General features: G+C 58.4%; 17 protein-coding genes and 1 pseudogene. All 18 read right to left on the bottom strand.

All coding sequences use genetic code 11. The features are described from left to right. Window positions 1–162 precede the first annotated feature (162 nt). Window positions 163–1,830 carry a ribonuclease J gene (locus QE408_RS14395; RefSeq protein WP_306932221.1) on the bottom strand — a complete coding sequence of 556 codons (1,668 nt, stop codon included), beginning with the start codon at window positions 1,828–1,830 and terminating at the stop codon, window positions 163–165. A 195-nt stretch (window positions 1,831–2,025) separates the two neighbouring features. Further along, window positions 2,026–2,766, bottom strand: a complete 741-nt coding sequence (locus QE408_RS14390; protein ID WP_306934808.1) for a biotin--[acetyl-CoA-carboxylase] ligase — start codon at window positions 2,764–2,766, stop codon at window positions 2,026–2,028. Between the two features lie 26 nt (window positions 2,767–2,792). Further along, entirely contained in the window at window positions 2,793–4,235 is a 1,443-nt protein-coding gene (gene nuoN, locus QE408_RS14385) for an NADH-quinone oxidoreductase subunit NuoN (RefSeq protein WP_306932219.1), read from the bottom strand. Window positions 4,236–4,253: 18 nt separating this feature from the next. Next, window positions 4,254–5,765: an NADH-quinone oxidoreductase subunit M gene (locus QE408_RS14380; RefSeq protein WP_306932217.1), complete on the bottom strand. Its 1,512-nt coding sequence runs from the start codon at window positions 5,763–5,765 to the stop codon at window positions 4,254–4,256. Beyond that, entirely contained in the window at window positions 5,765–7,762 is a 1,998-nt protein-coding gene (gene nuoL, locus QE408_RS14375) for an NADH-quinone oxidoreductase subunit L (protein WP_306932215.1), read from the bottom strand. Before nuoL ends, QE408_RS14380 begins: the two co-directional genes overlap by 1 nt. Before the next feature lie 7 nt (window positions 7,763–7,769). After that, window positions 7,770–8,078, bottom strand: a complete 309-nt coding sequence (nuoK, locus tag QE408_RS14370; protein ID WP_062425532.1) for an NADH-quinone oxidoreductase subunit NuoK — start codon at window positions 8,076–8,078, stop codon at window positions 7,770–7,772. Window positions 8,079–8,107: 29 nt separating this feature from the next. Further along, window positions 8,108–8,722 carry an NADH-quinone oxidoreductase subunit J gene (locus QE408_RS14365; RefSeq protein WP_306932212.1) on the bottom strand — a complete coding sequence of 205 codons (615 nt, stop codon included), beginning with the start codon at window positions 8,720–8,722 and terminating at the stop codon, window positions 8,108–8,110. Between the two features lie 137 nt (window positions 8,723–8,859). Then, entirely contained in the window at window positions 8,860–9,351 is a 492-nt protein-coding gene (gene nuoI / locus QE408_RS14360; RefSeq protein ID WP_003502385.1) for an NADH-quinone oxidoreductase subunit NuoI, read from the bottom strand. A gap of 39 nt (window positions 9,352–9,390) precedes the next feature. Continuing rightward, a complete protein-coding gene (gene nuoH / locus QE408_RS14355; protein WP_306932192.1) occupies window positions 9,391–10,434 on the bottom strand; it encodes an NADH-quinone oxidoreductase subunit NuoH in 1,044 nt (347 codons plus the stop codon). Between the two features lie 12 nt (window positions 10,435–10,446). After that, window positions 10,447–12,528: an NADH-quinone oxidoreductase subunit NuoG gene (gene nuoG / locus QE408_RS14350; RefSeq protein WP_306932191.1), complete on the bottom strand. Its 2,082-nt coding sequence runs from the start codon at window positions 12,526–12,528 to the stop codon at window positions 10,447–10,449. Between the two features lie 158 nt (window positions 12,529–12,686). Then, on the bottom strand, window positions 12,687–13,991 hold the full coding sequence (nuoF, locus tag QE408_RS14345; RefSeq protein ID WP_306932188.1) for an NADH-quinone oxidoreductase subunit NuoF: 1,305 nt from the start codon (window positions 13,989–13,991) through the stop codon (window positions 12,687–12,689). 38 nt (window positions 13,992–14,029) lie between these two features. After that, window positions 14,030–14,815: pseudogene (nuoE, locus tag QE408_RS14340) on the bottom strand (NADH-quinone oxidoreductase subunit NuoE); the annotation flags it as partial. A gap of 16 nt (window positions 14,816–14,831) precedes the next feature. After that, window positions 14,832–15,086 carry a hypothetical protein gene (locus QE408_RS14335; RefSeq protein ID WP_062426132.1) on the bottom strand — a complete coding sequence of 85 codons (255 nt, stop codon included), beginning with the start codon at window positions 15,084–15,086 and terminating at the stop codon, window positions 14,832–14,834. Between the two features lie 2 nt (window positions 15,087–15,088). Further along, on the bottom strand, window positions 15,089–16,279 hold the full coding sequence (locus QE408_RS14330; protein WP_062425538.1) for an NADH-quinone oxidoreductase subunit D: 1,191 nt from the start codon (window positions 16,277–16,279) through the stop codon (window positions 15,089–15,091). Then, complete coding sequence (locus QE408_RS14325) at window positions 16,279–16,710, bottom strand: GFA family protein (protein ID WP_306932185.1); 432 nt, start codon at window positions 16,708–16,710, stop codon at window positions 16,279–16,281. Before QE408_RS14325 ends, QE408_RS14330 begins: the two co-directional genes overlap by 1 nt. Continuing rightward, a complete protein-coding gene (locus QE408_RS14320) occupies window positions 16,707–17,309 on the bottom strand; it encodes an NADH-quinone oxidoreductase subunit C (RefSeq protein ID WP_306932183.1) in 603 nt (200 codons plus the stop codon). Before QE408_RS14320 ends, QE408_RS14325 begins: the two co-directional genes overlap by 4 nt. Before the next feature lie 17 nt (window positions 17,310–17,326). Then, complete coding sequence (locus QE408_RS14315; protein ID WP_274103711.1) at window positions 17,327–17,911, bottom strand: NuoB/complex I 20 kDa subunit family protein; 585 nt, start codon at window positions 17,909–17,911, stop codon at window positions 17,327–17,329. Further along, on the bottom strand, window positions 17,902–18,267 hold the full coding sequence (locus tag QE408_RS14310; protein WP_027672972.1) for an NADH-quinone oxidoreductase subunit A: 366 nt from the start codon (window positions 18,265–18,267) through the stop codon (window positions 17,902–17,904). The genes QE408_RS14315 and QE408_RS14310 overlap by 10 nt, the downstream gene beginning before the upstream one ends. Between the last annotated feature and the right edge of the window lie 21 nt (window positions 18,268–18,288).

Raw genomic sequence — 18,288 nt, 5'->3', positions numbered from 1 at the left:
ATGTCGCGCAAAAGTGTGCAGCGGTTTTGCGATAACAACATGCGACAAGGACCTAAAGCGTATGAGCGAATCTGAAAGATCGCGACACGCTTTAGGACAATGCGCCGATGAAGCATGTTCGGGGTCGCGCGCCGGTAATGACGCACGACACCGAACCTATCCTCAAATCTTCGTCACGAACACTGTGACGATCGGCTTTTTGCCCCAGGTCTGGTTGGCGGCGGCACGCACGGCGCGGCGCACCGCTTCACGCAGCAAGTCCAGATCCTTGCGGCGCGCCCGCGGGATACTCTCGATGGCACCGAGAACAGCATCATAGAGCGTGTCTTCCATCGCCTCGCCCTCGTCGTCGAATTCCGGCAGGCCGAAAGGCACGACATCCGGATCTCCGTGGAAATCGTAACGGCTGTCCAGCACGACATTGACGGACACGTGACCGGCAAAGGAGAGCTTGCGGCGATCGCCAATGCCCATTTCTTCGAAATCGCCGACCAGACGTCCATCCTTGAAGACGCGGCCATGCGGCGCATCGTCGATGACTTCGGCAGGGCCAGGTGCCAGACGCAGGATGTTGCCGTTGCGAACCTTGGGTACTTGCTTGATGCCAGCCTGCTCGGCCAGTTCCTTCTGTGCCACGAGATGGGCCGCCTCGCCGTGCACCGGCACGAGAATTTGCGGCTTGGTCCATTCATACATGCGCAGAAGCTCGTTGCGGCGCGGGTGGCCGGAGACGTGAACCAGGGCTTCATTATCGGTGATGATGTGGATACCCTGCTCGATCAGGCCGTTCTTGATATCGAGAATGGCCTTTTCGTTTCCTGGAATGGCGCGCGAGGAAAAGACGACCGTGTCGCCCTTGGCGAGCGCCACATTGCGCATCTCATCGCGTGACAGTTTGGCAAGTGCCGCACGCGGCTCACCCTGAGAACCGGTGAGGATGACGACCACCTTGTCACGGGGAATGTAGCCATATTCGTCTTCGGCAAGGAAAGGTTTGATGCCTTCCATGATGCCGAGATCCTGCGAGACGTTGACGACGCGCTTGAGCGAAGAACCCAGCAGCAGCACTTCGCGACCCGCGCGCTCCGCAGCCTGGGCGATGGAGCGGATACGGCCGACATTGGAGGAGAAGGTGGTGATCGCCACACGCCCTTCGGCATTTTCGATGATCTGGCGCAGCCCCTCGGAAACCTGTTCCTCCGACGGAGAAACACCGTCCCTCACGGCATTGGTGCTGTCGCACAGAAGCGCAAGAACGCCTTCTTCGCCAACGGCGCGGAAGCGTGCCTCATCTGTGAGCGGCCCTAAAGACGGCGCGTCATCAATCTTCCAGTCGCCGGTGTGGACGACATTGCCCAGTGGGGTGCGGATGACAAGCGACATGGGCTCGGGGATCGAGTGGTTGACGCCGATGGCTTCGATCTCGAACGGACCGAGATTGATACGATCACCCGCCTTGAACGGCGAAATCGGGATCTCGGCACGCGTGCCTTCGTAATTGCGCTTTGCTTCCAGCATGCCGGCGGTGAAACCGGAAGCATAGACCGGGACGTTAAGGCCAGGCCAAAGATCGTTCAGCGCGCCATAATGGTCCTCATGGGCATGGGTGATGATGATGCCTTTGAGGTTCTGCCGCTGGGCTTCGATGAAGCGGATATCGGGCAGCACCAGATCGACACCAGGAAGATCGAGGCCTGCGAAGGTGACGCCACAATCCACCATGATCCATTGTCGCTTGGCGGCAGGACCATAACCATAAAGCGCCAAATTCATGCCGATTTCGCCGACGCCGCCAAGCGGCAGGAAGACCAGTTCGTCTTGTTGAGACATGTCATTATCCAATCCGCAACAGGCAATGGCCGCGCGCTTGCGCCACGCTCCACCGTTGCCTTCAACCGCGCCGGACTTGATGAAACGCCGAGATGCCGGGCCGACGCGGACCGGATGGACGCCCTGATTCTACGAGCAGCAGGGATGCTCCAAACTCAAAAGCCGACGTCGCGCAGGTGACCCGCGCAAACACCTTCAGCCGAAGAAAACGTCACCGGCGGCAATCGCCCGTCTCGGGCCATCATCCTCATCCAGCAACAGAAAACCTTGATCGTCTATACCGGCAAAGCGTCCGCCGATGGAGCGATCCGGAAAGTTGACGGTGATATGCTCACCGATACCGCAGGCGGCTGCACGCCAGTCCCTCATGACCTCGCTCACGCCCCTGCCTTCGTTCCAGACAGAGAGGACTTCGGCGGTCTCACGATAAAGATGAGCAAAGAGCTCGTCCGGCCCGCAGGACGCGCCATGCTCTGACAGCATGGTGACGGGATAGAGCGGATTGTCAGGCTTGTGGGCGATGTTGATGCCAATGCCGATGACGATCGCGCGGCGCCCATCGGCAAGTTGCTCCGCTTCCATCAGAATGCCGCAGGTCTTCATTCTGCCGATGAGAATGTCATTAGGCCACTTAATTTCTAGCGGAGCTCCGCCGAAAGGCAGGACAGCGCGAATCGCACGGTGCACGGCAAGCGCAAAAGCCAGCGGCAAAGAACCAATGAGGTCCGCTGGAGCAGGATCGATCAGCAAAAGAGAAGCATAGAGATTGCCGGGCTCGGAGACCCACGGTCTGCCACGGCGGCCCTTGCCGCCAGTCTGGCGGAGTGCGGTCACCCAGAGATTGCCGCTATCGCCCGAGCGCGCCCGGGCGAGGCATTCGACATTGGTGGAGGATGTCGCCCCCAATGCCTCGTGCCGGAAGTCATCGAGAGACATCCGGCGCTTTTTCATGGCGTGTTCGCTCAAAAGAACGTCTTTGCCGCAGCTGTCACGGCGTTGCCGAGCATGCCACCAAAGAAGATGAAGGCAATGACGAAGAGACCGGAGAGTGCGTAAACGATCCGCAACTCGCCAGCGGCCTTTTCAAAGCCACCCTTGGCCTCATCGAACCACATGACCTTGACGATGCGCAGGTAGTAGTAGGCACCAACAACCGATGCGATCACGCCGATAATGGCCAGCGCATAGAGCTTGGCTTCGATGGCTGCCAGGAAGACATAATACTTGGCGAAGAAGCCTGCGAGCGGCGGGATGCCTGCCAGCGAGAACATCAGAGCGGTCAGCACCAGCGCCATGAAGGGATTGGTAGAGGACAGGCCCGCCAGATCGTCGACATTTTCGACATTTCCGATTTCCTTGCGACGCATCGCGAGAATGCAGGCAAAGGTGCCGAGCGTCATGCCCATGTAAACGGCCATGTAAATCAGCACGCCGGCCACACCCGCTTCGTTTCCGGCGGCGAGACCGACAAGGGCATAACCCATGTGACCGATCGAGGAATAGGCCATCAGGCGCTTGATGTTCTTCTGACCGATTGCGGCAAAGGAGCCGAGCAGCATGGATGCGATCGATATGAAAACGACGATCTGCTGCCAGTCGGTGAAGACAGGCTGGAAGGCGTCGACGACGATTCGAACGAAGATCGCCATGGCACCAATCTTCGGTGCTGCTGCAAGGAAGGCGGTGACTGGGGTCGGCGCGCCTTCATAAACGTCCGGCGTCCACATGTGGAACGGAACGGCGGAAATCTTGAACGCCAGACCGGCCAGCACGAAGACCAGACCGAAGACGACGCCAAGCGAACGGGTTTCAGCGGACAGCACGGTCGCGATTTCCTGGAAGCCGGTGTTGCCGGTGAAGCCGTAGACCAGCGACATGCCGTAGAGCAGCATGCCGGAAGACAGAGCGCCGAGAACGAAATACTTCAAACCGGCTTCGGTCGAGCGCAGGCTTTCACGGTCGATCGCGCAGATCACATAGAGCGCCAGCGACTGAAGCTCGAGCGCCATGTAAAGCGAGATCAGGTTGTTGGCGGAGATCATCAGCAGAATGCCGAGCGTCGCCAGAACCAGAAGCACCGGATATTCGAAACGACCGATCGGTTCGACGCGGCTGTGGCCAACCGCGAGGATCATGGCGACGATGGAGCCGATCAGCGCCAGGATCTTCATGAAGTTGCCGAAGGCGTCGGCGACATAAACGCCGCCGAATGCTTCTCCGCTTGCAGGAGCGAAGATGATCCACAGACCGACGACGACCAAAAGCGCGACGGCAAGACCCGTCACGGTGTTGGTCGACTTGTCGCCGGAGAAGACGCCGATCATGAGCAGCGCCAGCGCACCGACCGCAAGGATCAGCTCGGGCGTCGCGATGCGCAGACTGGCAAAAAGAAGTTCAGCGGTCATATCCAACGGGTCCTGTCGTCAGTTCAGCGAGAGCGCAACATTCTGCGCTGCCTGCAATGCGGCTGTATAATTATTGATTACGAGATCCACCGATGCCGCCGTCGCATCGAAGACCGGTGCCGGGTAGACGCCGAAGAAGATCGTCAGCACAACCAGCGGATAAAGGATAACCTTTTCACGGGTGTTGAGATCGAGCATCGACTTGAGGCTTTCCTTCTCAAGCGCACCGAAGATCACGCGGCGGTAAAGCCACAGCGCGTAGGATGCCGAGAGAATGACGCCCGTTGCGGCGAAGAGTGCCACCCAGGTGTTGGCGCGGAACACACCAATGATGGTCAGGAATTCGCCGACGAAGCCCGAGGTGCCCGGCAAGCCGACATTCGCCATGGTGAAGACCATGAAGGCGACGGCATATTTCGGCATGTTGTTGACCAGACCACCATAGGCCGCGATCTCGCGGGTGTGGAGGCGGTCATAAACGACGCCAACGCAAAGGAAGAGCGCGCTGGACACGATGCCATGCGACAACATCTGGAAGATCGCGCCCTGCAGACCCTGCACGTTGGCCGCGAAGATACCCATCGTCACGTAACCCATATGGGCAACGGAGGAGTAAGCAATCAGCTTCTTGATGTCTTCCTGCATCATCGCCACCAGCGAGGTGTAGATGATGGCAAGCACGGAGAGCGTGAAGACGAAGGGAGCGAAATGCTCGGACGCCAGGGGGAACATCGACAGCGAGAAGCGGATGAAACCGTATCCACCGAGCTTCAGCATGACGCCGGCCAGGATGACCGACCCTGCGGTCGGTGCCTGAACGTGCGCATCCGGAAGCCAGGTATGAACCGGCCACATCGGCATCTTCACAGCAAAGGCCGCGAAGCAGGCAAGCCAGAGCCAGGTCTGCATGCCAGCCGGGAAGCCGTGCTTCAAAAGCTCCGTCATATCCGTCGTGCCAGCCTGCCAGTACATCGCCATGATGGCGAGCATCGTCAGAACCGAGCCGAGAAGCGTGTAGAGGAAGAACTTGTAGGATGCGTAGACGCGATCCTTGCCGCCCCAGACGCCGATGATGATGAACATCGGGATCAGCGTCGCTTCGAAGAAGACGTAGAAGAGGACGGTGTCGAGCGCGACGAACACGCCGATCATGACGACTTCCAGAAGAAGGAAGGCGATCATGTATTCCTTCAGACGCTTCTGGACGGAATCCCAGCTTGCGAGAACGCAGAAGGGCATGAGGAACGTCGTCAGGATGACGAAGAGCATCGAGATGCCATCGACGCCCATATGATAGGCGGCGATGTTACCGAACCAGTTGTGCTTCTCGATCATCTGGAAGCCCGGGTTCGAATTGTCGAAGCCGATCCAGATGAAAAGCGAGACGATGAAGGTGAATACCGTCGTCAGAAGAGAGACATTGAGAATGTTGCGGCGCCCGAAGGGGCCGTTCTCATTCGTCAAAAGCAGGAGCACCACGCCGACGAGCGGCAGGAAGGTGACCGTTGAAAGAATGGGCCAATCGGTCATCAGAGGGCACTCCCAAGCATCATCCAGGTGACTAGTGCTGCGATGCCGATCAGCATCGCGAAAGCATAGTGATAAAGGTAACCGGACTGCAGACGGACGACACGGTTGGTCACATCAACCACGCGCGCTGCAATACCGTTGGGGCCATAGGCGTCGATGACAGCCACGTCGCCCTTCTTCCACAGGAAGCGACCGAGCGCCTTCGCGGAACGAATGAAGAGGAAGTCGTAGAGTTCGTCGAAGTACCACTTGTTCAAGAGGAACTGGTAGAGGCCGCGATGGGTCGCTGCCAAGCGCTTCGGCGTTTCCGGCGACTTGATGTAGAAATACCAGGCGGTGACAAAACCGAGAACCATGGCAATGAAGGGGCTCCACTTTACCCAAAGCGGCACATGGTGGAACTCTTCGAGTATTTCGTTGGAGGGAAGCGTAAAGAGAGCGCCCTTCCAGAATTCCGCATATTCATGGCCGAAGAAGTAGCCTTCGAACACGACACCGGCAAAGATCGCACCGATCGACAGAACGAAGAGCGGGATCAGCATCACCATCGGCGATTCATGAACGTGGTGCATGACATCGGCGGAAGCGCGCGGCTTGCCGAAGAAGGTCATGAAGGCCAGACGCCATGAATAGAAGCTGGTGAAGAGCGCTGCGACGACCAGCATGGTGAAAGCAAACCCTGCAAGCGGGCTGTGCGAGGCATAGGATGACTCGATGATCACATCCTTGGAGAAGAAGCCGGCAAAACCAAACATGGTGCCTGGAATACCCACACCCGTCAGCGCCAGATTGCCGATCGTCATCGTCCAGAAGGTGATCGGGATGTGCTTGCGAAGACCACCCATGTGACGCATGTCCTGCTCACCATCCACGGCGTGGATAACGGAGCCTGCGGCAAGGAACAGCAGGGCCTTGAAGAAGGCGTGCGTGAAGAGGTGGAATACAGCCGCGCCATAAGCACCGACGCCGAGCGCTGCGAACATGTATCCGAGCTGCGAGCAGGTCGAATAGGCGATAACGCGCTTGATGTCGTTCTGGACCAGACCGACGGTCGCCGCAAAGAAGGCGGTGATGGAGCCGATCAGCGTCACGAACATCAAAGCGTTCGGCGACAGTTCGAAGATCGGCGACATGCGCGCGACCAGGAACACGCCAGCCGTCACCATGGTCGCGGCATGGATCAGCGCCGAAACGGGCGTTGGACCTTCCATGGCGTCCGGCAGCCAGGTGTGCAACAGGAACTGAGCAGACTTACCCATCGAACCCATGAACAGCAGCAGGCAGACCGCCGTCACCGCATGGGCCTTATCAAGCTGCATGCCGAAGAGGTTGATGACCGTCTCGGTAGAAGCAGCGCCATCTGCAGGCAGGTAGGAACCAGCGGCTGCGAAGATCGTTTCGAAATTGATCGAGCCGAACAGCACGAACAGACCGGCGATGCCAAGGATGAAGCCGAAGTCGCCGACGCGGTTGACAATAAAGGCCTTCATGGCGGCCGCCGATGCGGAGGGCTTCTTGAACCAGAAGCCGATCAGCAGGTAGGATGCCAGACCAACCCCTTCCCAGCCGAAGAACATCTGCAGCAGGTTGTCGGAGGTCACCAGCATTAGCATCGCAAAGGTGAAGAGCGAGAGATAGGCGAAGAAGCGCGGACGATGCGGATCGTGATGCATGTACCCGATGGAGTACATATGCACGAGACAGGACACCGTATTGACCACGACGAACATGACGGCCGTCAGCGTATCAATGCGGAACGCCCATTCGACGTCGATGCCGCCGGACTGGATCCAGCGCAGCACCGGCACCTTGATGACCTCACCGGCCTCATGGGTCAGGAGCGCGACATCGAAGAACACGATCCAGGAAAGGATCGCCACGACGGCCATCAGGCCGGTGGTGACAAATTCCGAGGCCTTGGCACCGATAGATCGGCCAAAGAGACCAGCGATCAGGAAGCCGATCAGCGGAAGAAAGACGATAGCCTTATAGATCATAGCCTTATCAGCCCTTCATCATATTGACGTCTTCCACGGCGATCGATCCGCGGTTGCGGTAGAAGACTACGAGTATTGCAAGACCGATGGCCGCTTCAGCAGCAGCAACAGTCAGAATGAACAGGGCGAAGACCTGACCAACCATGTCGTTCAGCACCCAGGAGAAGGCCACGAGGTTGAGATTTACCGCCAGAAGGATAAGTTCGATCGACATGAGGATGACGATGACGTTCTTGCGGTTGAGGAAGATACCGAAGATGCCGATCGTGAAGAGGATCGCGCTGACCGTCAGGTAATGGGAAAGACCGATTTCCATATTCTATGTTCCTTGGATCCGTTCGCGCCTCAGAGGCCCTGACCCGGCTTGACCTTGACCGTCGTAACGGCGGTCTTCGGATCGCGGGCGACCTGGGTTGAAATGTCCTGACGCTTGATATCCGTGCGGTGACGCAGCGTCAGCACGATAGCGCCAATCATGGCCACCAGCAGCACGAGACCTGCCAGCTGGAAGAAGTAGACGTAGTTCGTATAAAGCACGTCACCCAAAGCTGCGGTGTTGGTGCGCTCAAGCGGATTGGGGATCGGCATGGTGATCGACTTTGCCGCCTGTGGGTTCAGCACGCTGCCGCCAACAACGATGATCAGCTCTGCCGCCAGGATCACACCGATCAAGGCACCGATCGGCGCATATTGCAGCACGCCGGAACGCAGCTCAGCAAAATCGACGTCCAGCATCATGACGACGAAGAGGAACAACACCGCCACAGCGCCGACATAAACGACCAGCAAGATCATGCCGAGGAACTCAGCGCCCGTCAGCAGGAAGAGCGCCGCCGCGTTGAAGAAAGTCAGGATTAGGAACAAGACCGAGTGAACGGGGTTCTTGGATGCAATGACCAGAAACGCAGACGCCACGGCGACGAAAGCGAATATGTAGAAGAATACAGCGTGCAGACCCATGTTGGTGCCTTTTTGTCCTCACCGGACAAAAGCGGCCTTTAGACCGCCCTGCCCGTTTCATTCCCGTCAGCGATCGCCGACGAGCATTTCATCTTTTGCCATCCCCGGAGAGTAGCTCCGAAGACATGGAGTGAGCCTTAACGATAAGGCGCATCCAGAGCGAGGTTCCGCGCGATTTCACGCTCCCAGCGATCGCCATTGTCGAGAAGCTTCTGCTTGTCGAAATAGAGCTCTTCACGGGTTTCCGTCGCAAACTCGAAATTCGGGCCTTCGACAATCGCATCCACCGGGCAGGCTTCCTGGCAGAAGCCGCAATAGATGCACTTCACCATATCGATGTCGTAACGAACCGTCCGGCGTGTGCCATCGTTGCGGCGCGGGCCGGCTTCAATGGTGATCGCCTGAGCGGGACAGATCGCTTCGCACAGCTTGCAGGCGATGCAGCGTTCTTCACCATTCGGATAGCGACGCAGAGCGTGCTCGCCACGGAAGCGTGGGCTGACCGGACCCTTTTCAAACGGATAATTGACCGTTGCCTTCTGTTTGAAGAAGTGGCGCATCGTCAAAAAGATCGCGCCAACGAATTCCTTGAGGAACAGCGAATTGACGGCTTGGGAAAGACTGGCCATCTCAACCTCCAAATCTGCAAGCGAGGAGTTCGGACATCATCATGCCCCTGCCGTCAGCTTGAGTACGAATGCAACAATCACGACCATGGCAAGCGACAGCGGAAGGAAGACCTTCCAGCCAAGACGCATCAGCTGGTCATAGCGGTAACGCGGGACGAATGCCTTCACCAGACCGAACATGAAGAACACCATGACGCCCTTCAGTGCGAACCAGACAATGCCCGGCACCCAGTTCAGGAACCACACATCGACGATCGGCAGCCAGCCACCAAGGAAGAGAATGGTCGTCAGGCAGCACATCAGAACGATGGCGGCATATTCGCCCAGCATGAACATCATGTACGGAGTGGAGCCATACTCCACCATGTGACCGGCCACAAGTTCCGATTCCGCTTCCGGCAGATCGAAGGGTGGACGGTTTGTTTCCGCCAGCGACGAAATGAAGAAGACGATGAACATCGGGAAGAGCGGCAACCAGTGCCAGTCCAGGAACGATGCCGGCAGACCAAGCGAAGTACCGATACCGGAATGCTGGGCATTGACGATATCCGTCAAGTTCAGAGAGCCGACGCAAAGCAGAACGGTGACGATGACGAGACCGATCGAGACTTCGTAGGAGACCATCTGCGCGGCGGAACGAAGCGCACCGAGGAACGGATACTTCGAGTTGGACGCCCAGCCACCCATGATGATGCCATACACTTCAAGCGAGGAAATCGCGAAGATGTAGAGAATGCCGACATTGATATTGGCAACCACCCAGCCCTGATTGAACGGGATGACCGCATAGGTGGCAAGAGCGAGCGTCACCGCCACGAGCGGCGCAAGCAGGAAGACACCCTTGTTGGCGCCGGACGGAATGACCGGCTCCTTCAGGATGAACTTCAAAAGATCGGCAAAGGACTGGAAAAGACCGAAAGGACCGACGACGTTCGGGCCACGGCGCAGCTGCACGGCAGCCCAGATCTTGCGGTCAGCCAGAAGCAGGAACGCGATCGCGACCAGAAGTATAACGAGAAGCAGCAGAGACTGGCCGACAATAATCAGCGCTGGCCAGACATAGCTCCAGAAAAACGAGTCCATAATCCCCTACCCTTACTCTGCCGCAGCCTTGAAGTTGTTGCGGGCCAATGCGGAGCATTCGGCCATCACGGCGGACGCTCTCGCAATCGGGTTCGTCAAATAGAAATCCTTAACCGGCGTCGCGAAAGCCGCCTTGTTAAGAGTGCCGGTCTTGCCGGACAATGCAGTCAGGTCGTGGACGTTGCCCGCAGCAATCTCATCGGTATCGGCAAAATGCGGATGTGCGATGTAGAGCTGTGCGCGCAAACCAGACAGACTGTCGAATGGCAGCTTCTTGCCGAGAACATCGGACAGCGCGCGCAGGATCGCCCAGTCTTCACGCGCCTCGCCAGGAGCGAAGCCCGCGCGGTTACCGAGCTGAACGCGTCCCTCGGTGTTGACCCAGATACCGGACTTTTCGGTATAGGCAGCACCCGGCAGGATAACGTCAGCGTTCATCGCGCCATTGTCGCCATGCGAACCGATATAGACGGTGAGCTTTGCCGCCTTGGCCGAAAGGTCGATCTCATCCGCGCCGAGCAGGAACAGCACGTCGGAAGAGGCAACGATCGAAGCGGCGTTTGCGGACTTGTCCGCCGGAACGAAGCCAAGATCGAGACCACCGACGCGCGATGCTGCCGTGTGCAGAACAGAGAAGCCGTTCCAGGCTTCGGAGACCGCACCGATGTTTCCGGCAAGCTTTGCCGCATCGGCCAGAATTGCCGCGCCGTCTTCGCGCGTCAGAGCGCCTTGGCCGACGATGATCATCGGGTTCTTGGCCAATTTCAGCTTCTCGATGAAGCTTCCCGAGCCGTTGACCAGATCGGTCAGCGTATCGGTGCCAGCACCGAGATATTCGTATTCGTAACGCATTTCGCCTGCTTCGCCGATCACGCCGATCGGGAAGCCGCCACGGCGCCAGCGCTTGCGGATGCGAGCATTGAGAACCGCCGCTTCAAAGCGGGGGTTGGAGCCGATGATGAGTAGCGCATCAGCCTTTTCGATGCCCTGGATCGTCGTGTTGAAGATGTAGCTTGCGCGTCCATGCGAGGGATGAAGCGCTGTGCCATCCTGACGGCAATCGACATTGGTCGAACCCAGCGACGCGAGAAGCGACTTCAGCGCAAACATTTCTTCGACGGACGCAAGATCACCGGCAATGGCACCGATTTTCTCACCAGAGGTCGCCGAAACGGCAGCCTTGATCGCACCGAAGGCTTCGCCCCAGGTGGCAGGCTGCAAACGTCCATCCTTGCGGACATAAGGACGATCGAGACGCTGTGTCTTCAAGCCGTCCCAGATGAAGCGGCTCTTGTCGGAAATCCACTCTTCGTTGATGGCTTCGTTGACGCGTGGCATGATGCGCATGACCTCGCGGCCACGCGTGTCCACACGGATCGCCGAACCCAGAGCATCCATCACGTCGATGGTTTCGGTCTTGCCGAGTTCCCACGGACGGGCGGTGAAGGCGAAGGGCTTGGACGTGAGGGCACCAACCGGGCAGAGATCAACGACGTTGCCCTGCAGCTCGGAGGTCATAGCCTGCTCGAGATAGGTGGTGATCTCGGCATCCTCGCCGCGGCCGATCAGGCCGAGTTCGGAAATGCCGGCAACTTCAGTGGTGAAACGAACGCAGCGCGTGCAGTGAATGCAGCGGTTCATCACCGTCTTGACGAGCGGGCCGATATATTTGTCTTCAACCGCACGCTTGTTTTCGGAGTAGCGCGAACCGGCGATACCGAAGGCCATCGCCTGGTCCTGCAGATCGCATTCGCCGCCCTGGTCGCAGATCGGGCAATCCAGCGGGTGGTTGATGAGGAGAAACTCCATCACGCCTTCGCGGGCCTTCTTGACCATCGGCGTATTGGTGAACACTTCCGGCAGTTCGCCATTCGGGCCGCCGCGAATATCGCGCACACCCATGGCGCAGGAGGCTGCGGGCTTCGGCGGTCCGCCCTTCACCTCGATCAGACACATGCGGCAGTTACCGGCTACCGACAAACGCTCATGAAAACAAAAGCGCGGAACTTCGGCGCCAGCCTCCTCACACGCCTGAAGCAGCGTGAAATGATCCGGAACCTCGATCTCTTTACCGTCAACCTTGAGCTTTGTCATGGTTCTACTTACGTCCTGTTGCCTGTCCGTCCCGCCAAACCGCGGTCCACGACAAATCCCGATCGCATCCTGCCGTATCGTCGAGATTCGACCGGATGCTTAAATGATTTTCGGGATCGGTGAAACCCGGTCCCTTGCCTTGTCACGCGCGTTAAGCGTTACTCGGCAGCTTCCAGTACAGCGCCGTCATCCATGGCTCTGTAGGTATATTGATCGATGCGCTTCTCGATTTCCGGACGGAAATTGCGGATCAGCGCCTGAACAGGCCACGCAGCCGCATCGCCAAGCGCGCAGATGGTGTGGCCTTCGATCTGCTTCGTCACTTCGAACAGCATATCGATTTCGCGCTTCTGCGCGTTACCCTTGACCATGCGCTCAAGAACGCGCCACATCCAGCCCGTGCCTTCACGGCAAGGGGTGCACTGGCCGCAGCTCTCATGCTTGAAGAAAGCCGCGATGCGGGCAATGGCCTTGATGACGTCGGTGGACTTGTCCATGACGATCATGCCGCCGGTGCCGAAGGACGATTTCACTTCGCGCATGCCATCGAAGTCCATAATGGCATCCTTCATGTCCTCACCGCGAACGATGGGGCACGACGCACCGCCTGGAATGACGCCGAGAAGATTGTCCCAGCCGCCGCGAATGCCGCCACAGTGATGCTCGATCAGCTCCTTGAAGGAAAGACCCAGCGCATCTTCGAAGGTGCATGGACGTTCGACGTGGCCGGACACCATGAACAGCTTGGTGCCGACGTTGTTCGGGCGACCGATCGACGAGAACCAGGAGGCACCGCGACGCAGGATGGTCGGCGCAACGGCAATCGATTCGACGTTGTTGACCGTGGTCGGGCAGCCATAGAGACCCATATTGGCCGGAAAAGGCGGCTTCAGGCGCGGCTGGCCCTTCTTGCCTTCCAGGCTTTCGAGCAGAGCCGTTTCCTCGCCGCAGATATAGGCACCTGCGCCATGGTGAACATAGATCTCGAAATCCCAGCCATTCTTGTTGTTTGCGCCGAGCAGACCAGCGTCATAGCATTCATCGATGGCAGCCTGAAGCGCTTCGCGCTCACGCATATATTCGCCGCGCACATAGATGTAGGCCGTGTGGGCGCCCATGGCGAAGCCGGCAATCACGCAGCCTTCGATCAGCGTATGCGGATCGTGGCGCAGGATTTCACGGTCCTTGCAGGTGCCTGGCTCGGACTCGTCAGCATTGACGACGAGATAATGCGGGCGGCCATCGTTTTCCTTCGGCATGAAGGACCACTTCAGGCCCGTCGGGAAGCCTGCACCACCGCGACCGCGAAGACCGGACGCCTTCATCTCGTTGATGATCCAGTCACGGCCCTTTTCGATGATCTGCTTGGTGCCGTCCCAGTGGCCGCGCGCCAGGTTGCCCTTCAGCGACTTGTCCTTGAGGCCGTAGAGATTGGTAAAGATGCGATCTTGATCTTTCAGCATGGTTCAACCTCTCACTGCGACTTCTTGGCATCGCTGTTGGTGTCGGCAGCCTTGGCATTTTCCGCTGCAGCCTTCGGCTCCGTCGCCGGCGTCTTCAGCTTCGGATCGGTTTCCGGCGCATCCGTCTTTGGCTTTGCGGCGTTGGAAGGCGGCGTCTGCGCAGCGTCTGGCGCGGGCTCCTCCTTCTTGTCGAGGTTGGAGCGATCAGGCTTGGTCTCTTCCGTCAGCGTCGTCAGCGGCCCGACGGGTGCAGACAGATGACGATCGATCTGCGGACCTGGCTTGATGCTGTCGCCCTTGCCTGCTTCGAAAGCGTCGATGATCTCTTCCAGGCGCTCAGGCGTCAAATCCTCGTAAGCATCCTTGAAGATGATGACCATCGGCGCGTTGACGCAGGCGCCCTGACATTCCACCTCTTCCCATGAAAGCGTGCCGCTCTCATTGGTGTGCAGCGGATCGTGGTGAATCTTGTGGCGGCACACATCCATCAGCGCTTCAGAGCCGCGCAGCATGCAAGGCGTCGTGCCGCATACCTGAATGTGGGCCTTGGTGCCCACCGGCTTGATCTGGAACTGCGTATAGAAGGTCGCCACTTCGAGAACGCGGATATAGGCCATATCCAGCATCTCGGCGATCTTCTCGATGGCGGCGCGGGTCACCCAGCCGTCCTGCTCCTGGGCGCGCATCAGCAGCGGGATGACCGCAGATTGCTGGCGTCCTTCCGGATATTTCTTGATCGTCTTTTCCGCCCACGCCGTATTGTCCGCATTGAATGCGAAGCTTGCGGGCTGGAACTGATCTTCGGCTAGTCGACGAACGGACATACTTCCTCACGCCTCATCAATTTAACGATTCACACCGCGATCTCGCCACCGTGACGAACTCGCAAGCGTAAGCCGCTTTGTCTTTTTGCATAAACACAATGAATTTGCTGCCGTTGGGAAGCGAGGACTTGATCTCGTATCCCAGATCCAGCAGCTGCTTGATGGTCGAACTGCCGCCGCTTGCGCCTGACGAAACCTCGTTCGTCGCCGTTTGGGCGAAGAGCGGTCCCGTGGCGGCAAGCAAAGCCGATATGGCGAGCGGCAGACGCATCATCAGCGGTCGACCTCCCCGAACACGATGTCGAGAGAGCCAAGAACGGCGGTCACGTCAGCGAGCTGGTGGCCCTTGCAGAGGAAGTCCATCGCCTGCAGGTGGGCATAGCCCGGAGCGCGGATCTTGCAGCGATACGGCTTGTTTGTGCCATCGGCCACAACGTAAACGCCGAATTCACCCTTCGGCGCTTCGACGGCCGCATACACTTCACCAGCCGGCACGTGATATCCTTCGGTGTAGAGCTTGAAGTGATGGATCAGCGCTTCCATCGAACGCTTCATCTCACCGCGCTTCGGCGGCACGACCTTACCATCGAGTGACGAGACCGCACCGATGCGATGCTTACCCGACAGAAGCTCGACGCACTGCTTCATGATCTTCACCGATTCGCGCATTTCCTGCATGCGGATCAGATAGCGGTCGTAACAGTCGCCATTCTTGCCGACCGGAATATCGAAGTCGAGATCGGAGTAGCACTCGTAGGGCTGCGCACGGCGCAGATCCCAGGCAGCGCCCGAACCACGGACCATGACACCGGTAAAGCCCCAGGCAAAGGCATCCTCCAGCGACACGACGCCGATATCGACGTTACGCTGCTTGTAGATACGGTTGTCGGTGAGCAGGCCCTCGATGTTATCGAGGACGGTGATGAACGGATCGCACCACTTGCCGATGTCATCCACCAGTTCCTGCGGAATGTCCTGATGGACACCGCCGGGGCGGAAATAGGCAGCGTGCATGCGCGCGCCGGACGCACGCTCGTAGAACACCATCAGCTTTTCGCGCTCTTCGAAGCCCCAGACCGGCGGCGTCATGGCACCGACGTCCATCGCCTGTGTCGTGACGTTCATGATATGCGAAAGGATGCGGCCGATTTCGGAATAAAGAACACGGATCAACTGCCCGCGCATCGGGATTTCAAGCCCGAGCAGCCGCTCGACGGCAAGCGCAAAGGCGTGTTCCTGGTTCATCGGCGCGACGTAGTCGAGACGGTCGAAATAAGGAACGGCCTGAAGATAGGTCTTGGCTTCGATCAGCTTTTCCGTGCCGCGATGCAGCAGACCGATATGCGGATCGACGCGTTCAACGATTTCGCCATCGAGTTCCAGAACAAGACGCAGCACGCCGTGCGCGGACGGATGTTCCGGACCGAAGTTGATCGTAAAATTGCGAACATTATGTTCAGTCATCAGTGTTGCTCCGCCGACGTGATCATGGCGATAAATTCGGGGCCGGTCATTTTCTTGGTGGCCTCGGCGAACGAATAGCTTGTCGGCTTTTCGTCAATGAAGATCTCGGATGCCAGCGTGAAGCTGGATGGATCGTTGAAGAGCTGAGCGGAAACGGCAAAGTGCGCACCATCCTTGGAGCGCCACATCACCGTGCTGCCACATGTTTTGCAGAAGCAGCGCTCACCCCATTCGGAGGACGAATAGACACCCAGCGTGTCCGCGTTCTCCACTGAAACGGAATCGCATTCGACAGCGAGGAAAACACCGCCGGACCACCGACGGCACATGGAGCAATGGCATGCACCCATTTCCCGGGCGCCGATCGTCGCGTCAACGCGAACGGCGCCGCAAAGACATTGTCCCTGCTCTGTGGAAATCGCTTCGCTCATTGCTTGGCCTTTTCATCACCCGGGAGAACGTAATCCGTTCCTTCCCAAGGCGAGAGGAAATCGAAGCTGCGGAATTCCTGCTTCAACTCCACGGGCTCGTAAAGAACGCGCTTCTGAACGTCATCGTAGCGCACTTCGACGAAACCGGTGAGCGGAAAATCCTTGCGCAGCGGGTGACCTTCAAAGCCGTAATCGGTGAGGATACGGCGAAGGTCCGAATGGCCTTCAAACGGAATGCCATACATGTCCCAGGCTTCGCGCTCGAACCACTCCGCACCATAGAAAACGGAGGTCGCAGACGGCACGCCCTCGTCTTCCGCCACCTGAAGCTTGACGCGAACACGCAGGTTCTGGCGCGGCGACAGCAGATGATAGACGACATCGAAACGCTTTTCGCGCTGGGGCCAGTCAACGCCGCAAATATCGATGATGTTGACGAAGCCGCACTGCACATCGTCCCGCAGGAAGGTCAGAAGCGCGATGATGTTTTCGGGCGTCGTGTTCAGCGTCAACTCGCCATAGGCAATGGCGTGCGACTCAAGCAGGGCGCCGCGCGCTTCCTGCACATAGGCCGCGAGATCGTTAAGAGCTTCGCTCATTCTTCAGTCCTCTGCCCTTAACGCTCGATCGTGCCGGTGCGGCGGATTTTCTTCTGCAGCAGAAGCACGCCGTAGAGCAGCGCCTCCGCCGTGGGGGGACAGCCCGGCACGTAAATGTCGACTGGCACGACGCGATCACAGCCGCGAACGACGGCGTAGGAATAGTGATAGTAGCCGCCACCATTGGCGCAGGAGCCCATGGAGATGACGTAACGCGGTTCCGGCATCTGGTCATAGACCTTGCGCAGTGCTGGCGCCATCTTGTTGGTCAGCGTGCCGGCAACAATCATGACGTCCGACTGGCGCGGTGACGCGCGCGGGGCAACGCCGAAGCGCTCCATGTCGTAACGCGGGCCGGAAGCCTGCATCAGGCCCTCGACGGCGCAGCAAGCCAGACCGAACTGCATCCACATCAGCGAGCCGGTGCGCGCCCATGTGATGAGCTCGTCGGTCGAGGTAACAAGAAAGCCCTTATCGGCCAACTCGTCATTGATTTCGCTGAAATAGGCGTCATCGCTACCCACCGGCTTACCGGTGGATGGATCGATAATGCCCTTGGGCTTTTGCGCGATAAGCGTCGAGTCGTTTTGAACTACGCCCATTCCAGCGCTCCCTTCTTCCATTCATAAATGAAGCCGATGGTCAGAACGGCCAGAAACACCATCATGGACCAGAAACCAAACCAGCCGAGTTCACCGAAGGACACAGCCCAGGGGAACAGGAATGCGACTTCAAGGTCGAAGATGATGAAAAGGATCGAAACGAGATAGAATCGAATGTCGAACTTCATGCGAGCGTCGTCAAACGCGTTGAAGCCGCACTCGAATGCGGAAAGCTTCTCAGGATCGGGATTCTTGTAAGCAACCGCGAAAGGCGCGATCAACAGCGCCAGGCCGATGACGAGTGCGATACCGATGAAGATTGCGATCGGAATATAGGAACTGAGGAGTTCAGTCATTGTCTTTTCCCTGCCCGACCG

The sequence above is a fragment of the Agrobacterium larrymoorei genome (assembly GCF_030819275.1).
GTDB lineage: Bacteria > Pseudomonadota > Alphaproteobacteria > Rhizobiales > Rhizobiaceae > Agrobacterium > Agrobacterium larrymoorei_B.
This window is presented reverse-complemented; position numbering and strand designations above follow the sequence as displayed.

What these genes read in the sequence shown, in the direction of transcription:
- QE408_RS14395 (WP_306932221.1), bottom strand. Translation starts at nt 1,830, where the DNA reads ATGTCTCAACAAGACGAACTGGTCTTCCTGCCGCTTGGCGGCGTCGGC.
- QE408_RS14390 (WP_306934808.1), bottom strand. Translation starts at nt 2,766, where the DNA reads ATGTCTCTCGATGACTTCCGGCACGAGGCATTGGGGGCGACATCCTCC.
- nuoN (WP_306932219.1), bottom strand. Translation starts at nt 4,235, where the DNA reads ATGACCGCTGAACTTCTTTTTGCCAGTCTGCGCATCGCGACGCCCGAG.
- QE408_RS14380 (WP_306932217.1), bottom strand. Translation starts at nt 5,765, where the DNA reads ATGACCGATTGGCCCATTCTTTCAACGGTCACCTTCCTGCCGCTCGTC.
- nuoL (WP_306932215.1), bottom strand. Translation starts at nt 7,762, where the DNA reads ATGATCTATAAGGCTATCGTCTTTCTTCCGCTGATCGGCTTCCTGATC.
- nuoK (WP_062425532.1), bottom strand. Translation starts at nt 8,078, where the DNA reads ATGGAAATCGGTCTTTCCCATTACCTGACGGTCAGCGCGATCCTCTTC.
- QE408_RS14365 (WP_306932212.1), bottom strand. Translation starts at nt 8,722, where the DNA reads ATGGGTCTGCACGCTGTATTCTTCTACATATTCGCTTTCGTCGCCGTG.
- nuoI (WP_003502385.1), bottom strand. Translation starts at nt 9,351, where the DNA reads ATGGCCAGTCTTTCCCAAGCCGTCAATTCGCTGTTCCTCAAGGAATTC.
- nuoH (WP_306932192.1), bottom strand. Translation starts at nt 10,434, where the DNA reads ATGGACTCGTTTTTCTGGAGCTATGTCTGGCCAGCGCTGATTATTGTC.
- nuoG (WP_306932191.1), bottom strand. Translation starts at nt 12,528, where the DNA reads ATGACAAAGCTCAAGGTTGACGGTAAAGAGATCGAGGTTCCGGATCAT.
- nuoF (WP_306932188.1), bottom strand. Translation starts at nt 13,991, where the DNA reads ATGCTGAAAGATCAAGATCGCATCTTTACCAATCTCTACGGCCTCAAG.
- QE408_RS14335 (WP_062426132.1), bottom strand. Translation starts at nt 15,086, where the DNA reads ATGCGTCTGCCGCTCGCCATATCGGCTTTGCTTGCCGCCACGGGACCG.
- QE408_RS14330 (WP_062425538.1), bottom strand. Translation starts at nt 16,279, where the DNA reads ATGACTGAACATAATGTTCGCAATTTTACGATCAACTTCGGTCCGGAA.
- QE408_RS14325 (WP_306932185.1), bottom strand. Translation starts at nt 16,710, where the DNA reads ATGAGCGAAGCGATTTCCACAGAGCAGGGACAATGTCTTTGCGGCGCC.
- QE408_RS14320 (WP_306932183.1), bottom strand. Translation starts at nt 17,309, where the DNA reads ATGAGCGAAGCTCTTAACGATCTCGCGGCCTATGTGCAGGAAGCGCGC.
- QE408_RS14315 (WP_274103711.1), bottom strand. Translation starts at nt 17,911, where the DNA reads ATGGGCGTAGTTCAAAACGACTCGACGCTTATCGCGCAAAAGCCCAAG.
- QE408_RS14310 (WP_027672972.1), bottom strand. Translation starts at nt 18,267, where the DNA reads ATGACTGAACTCCTCAGTTCCTATATTCCGATCGCAATCTTCATCGGT.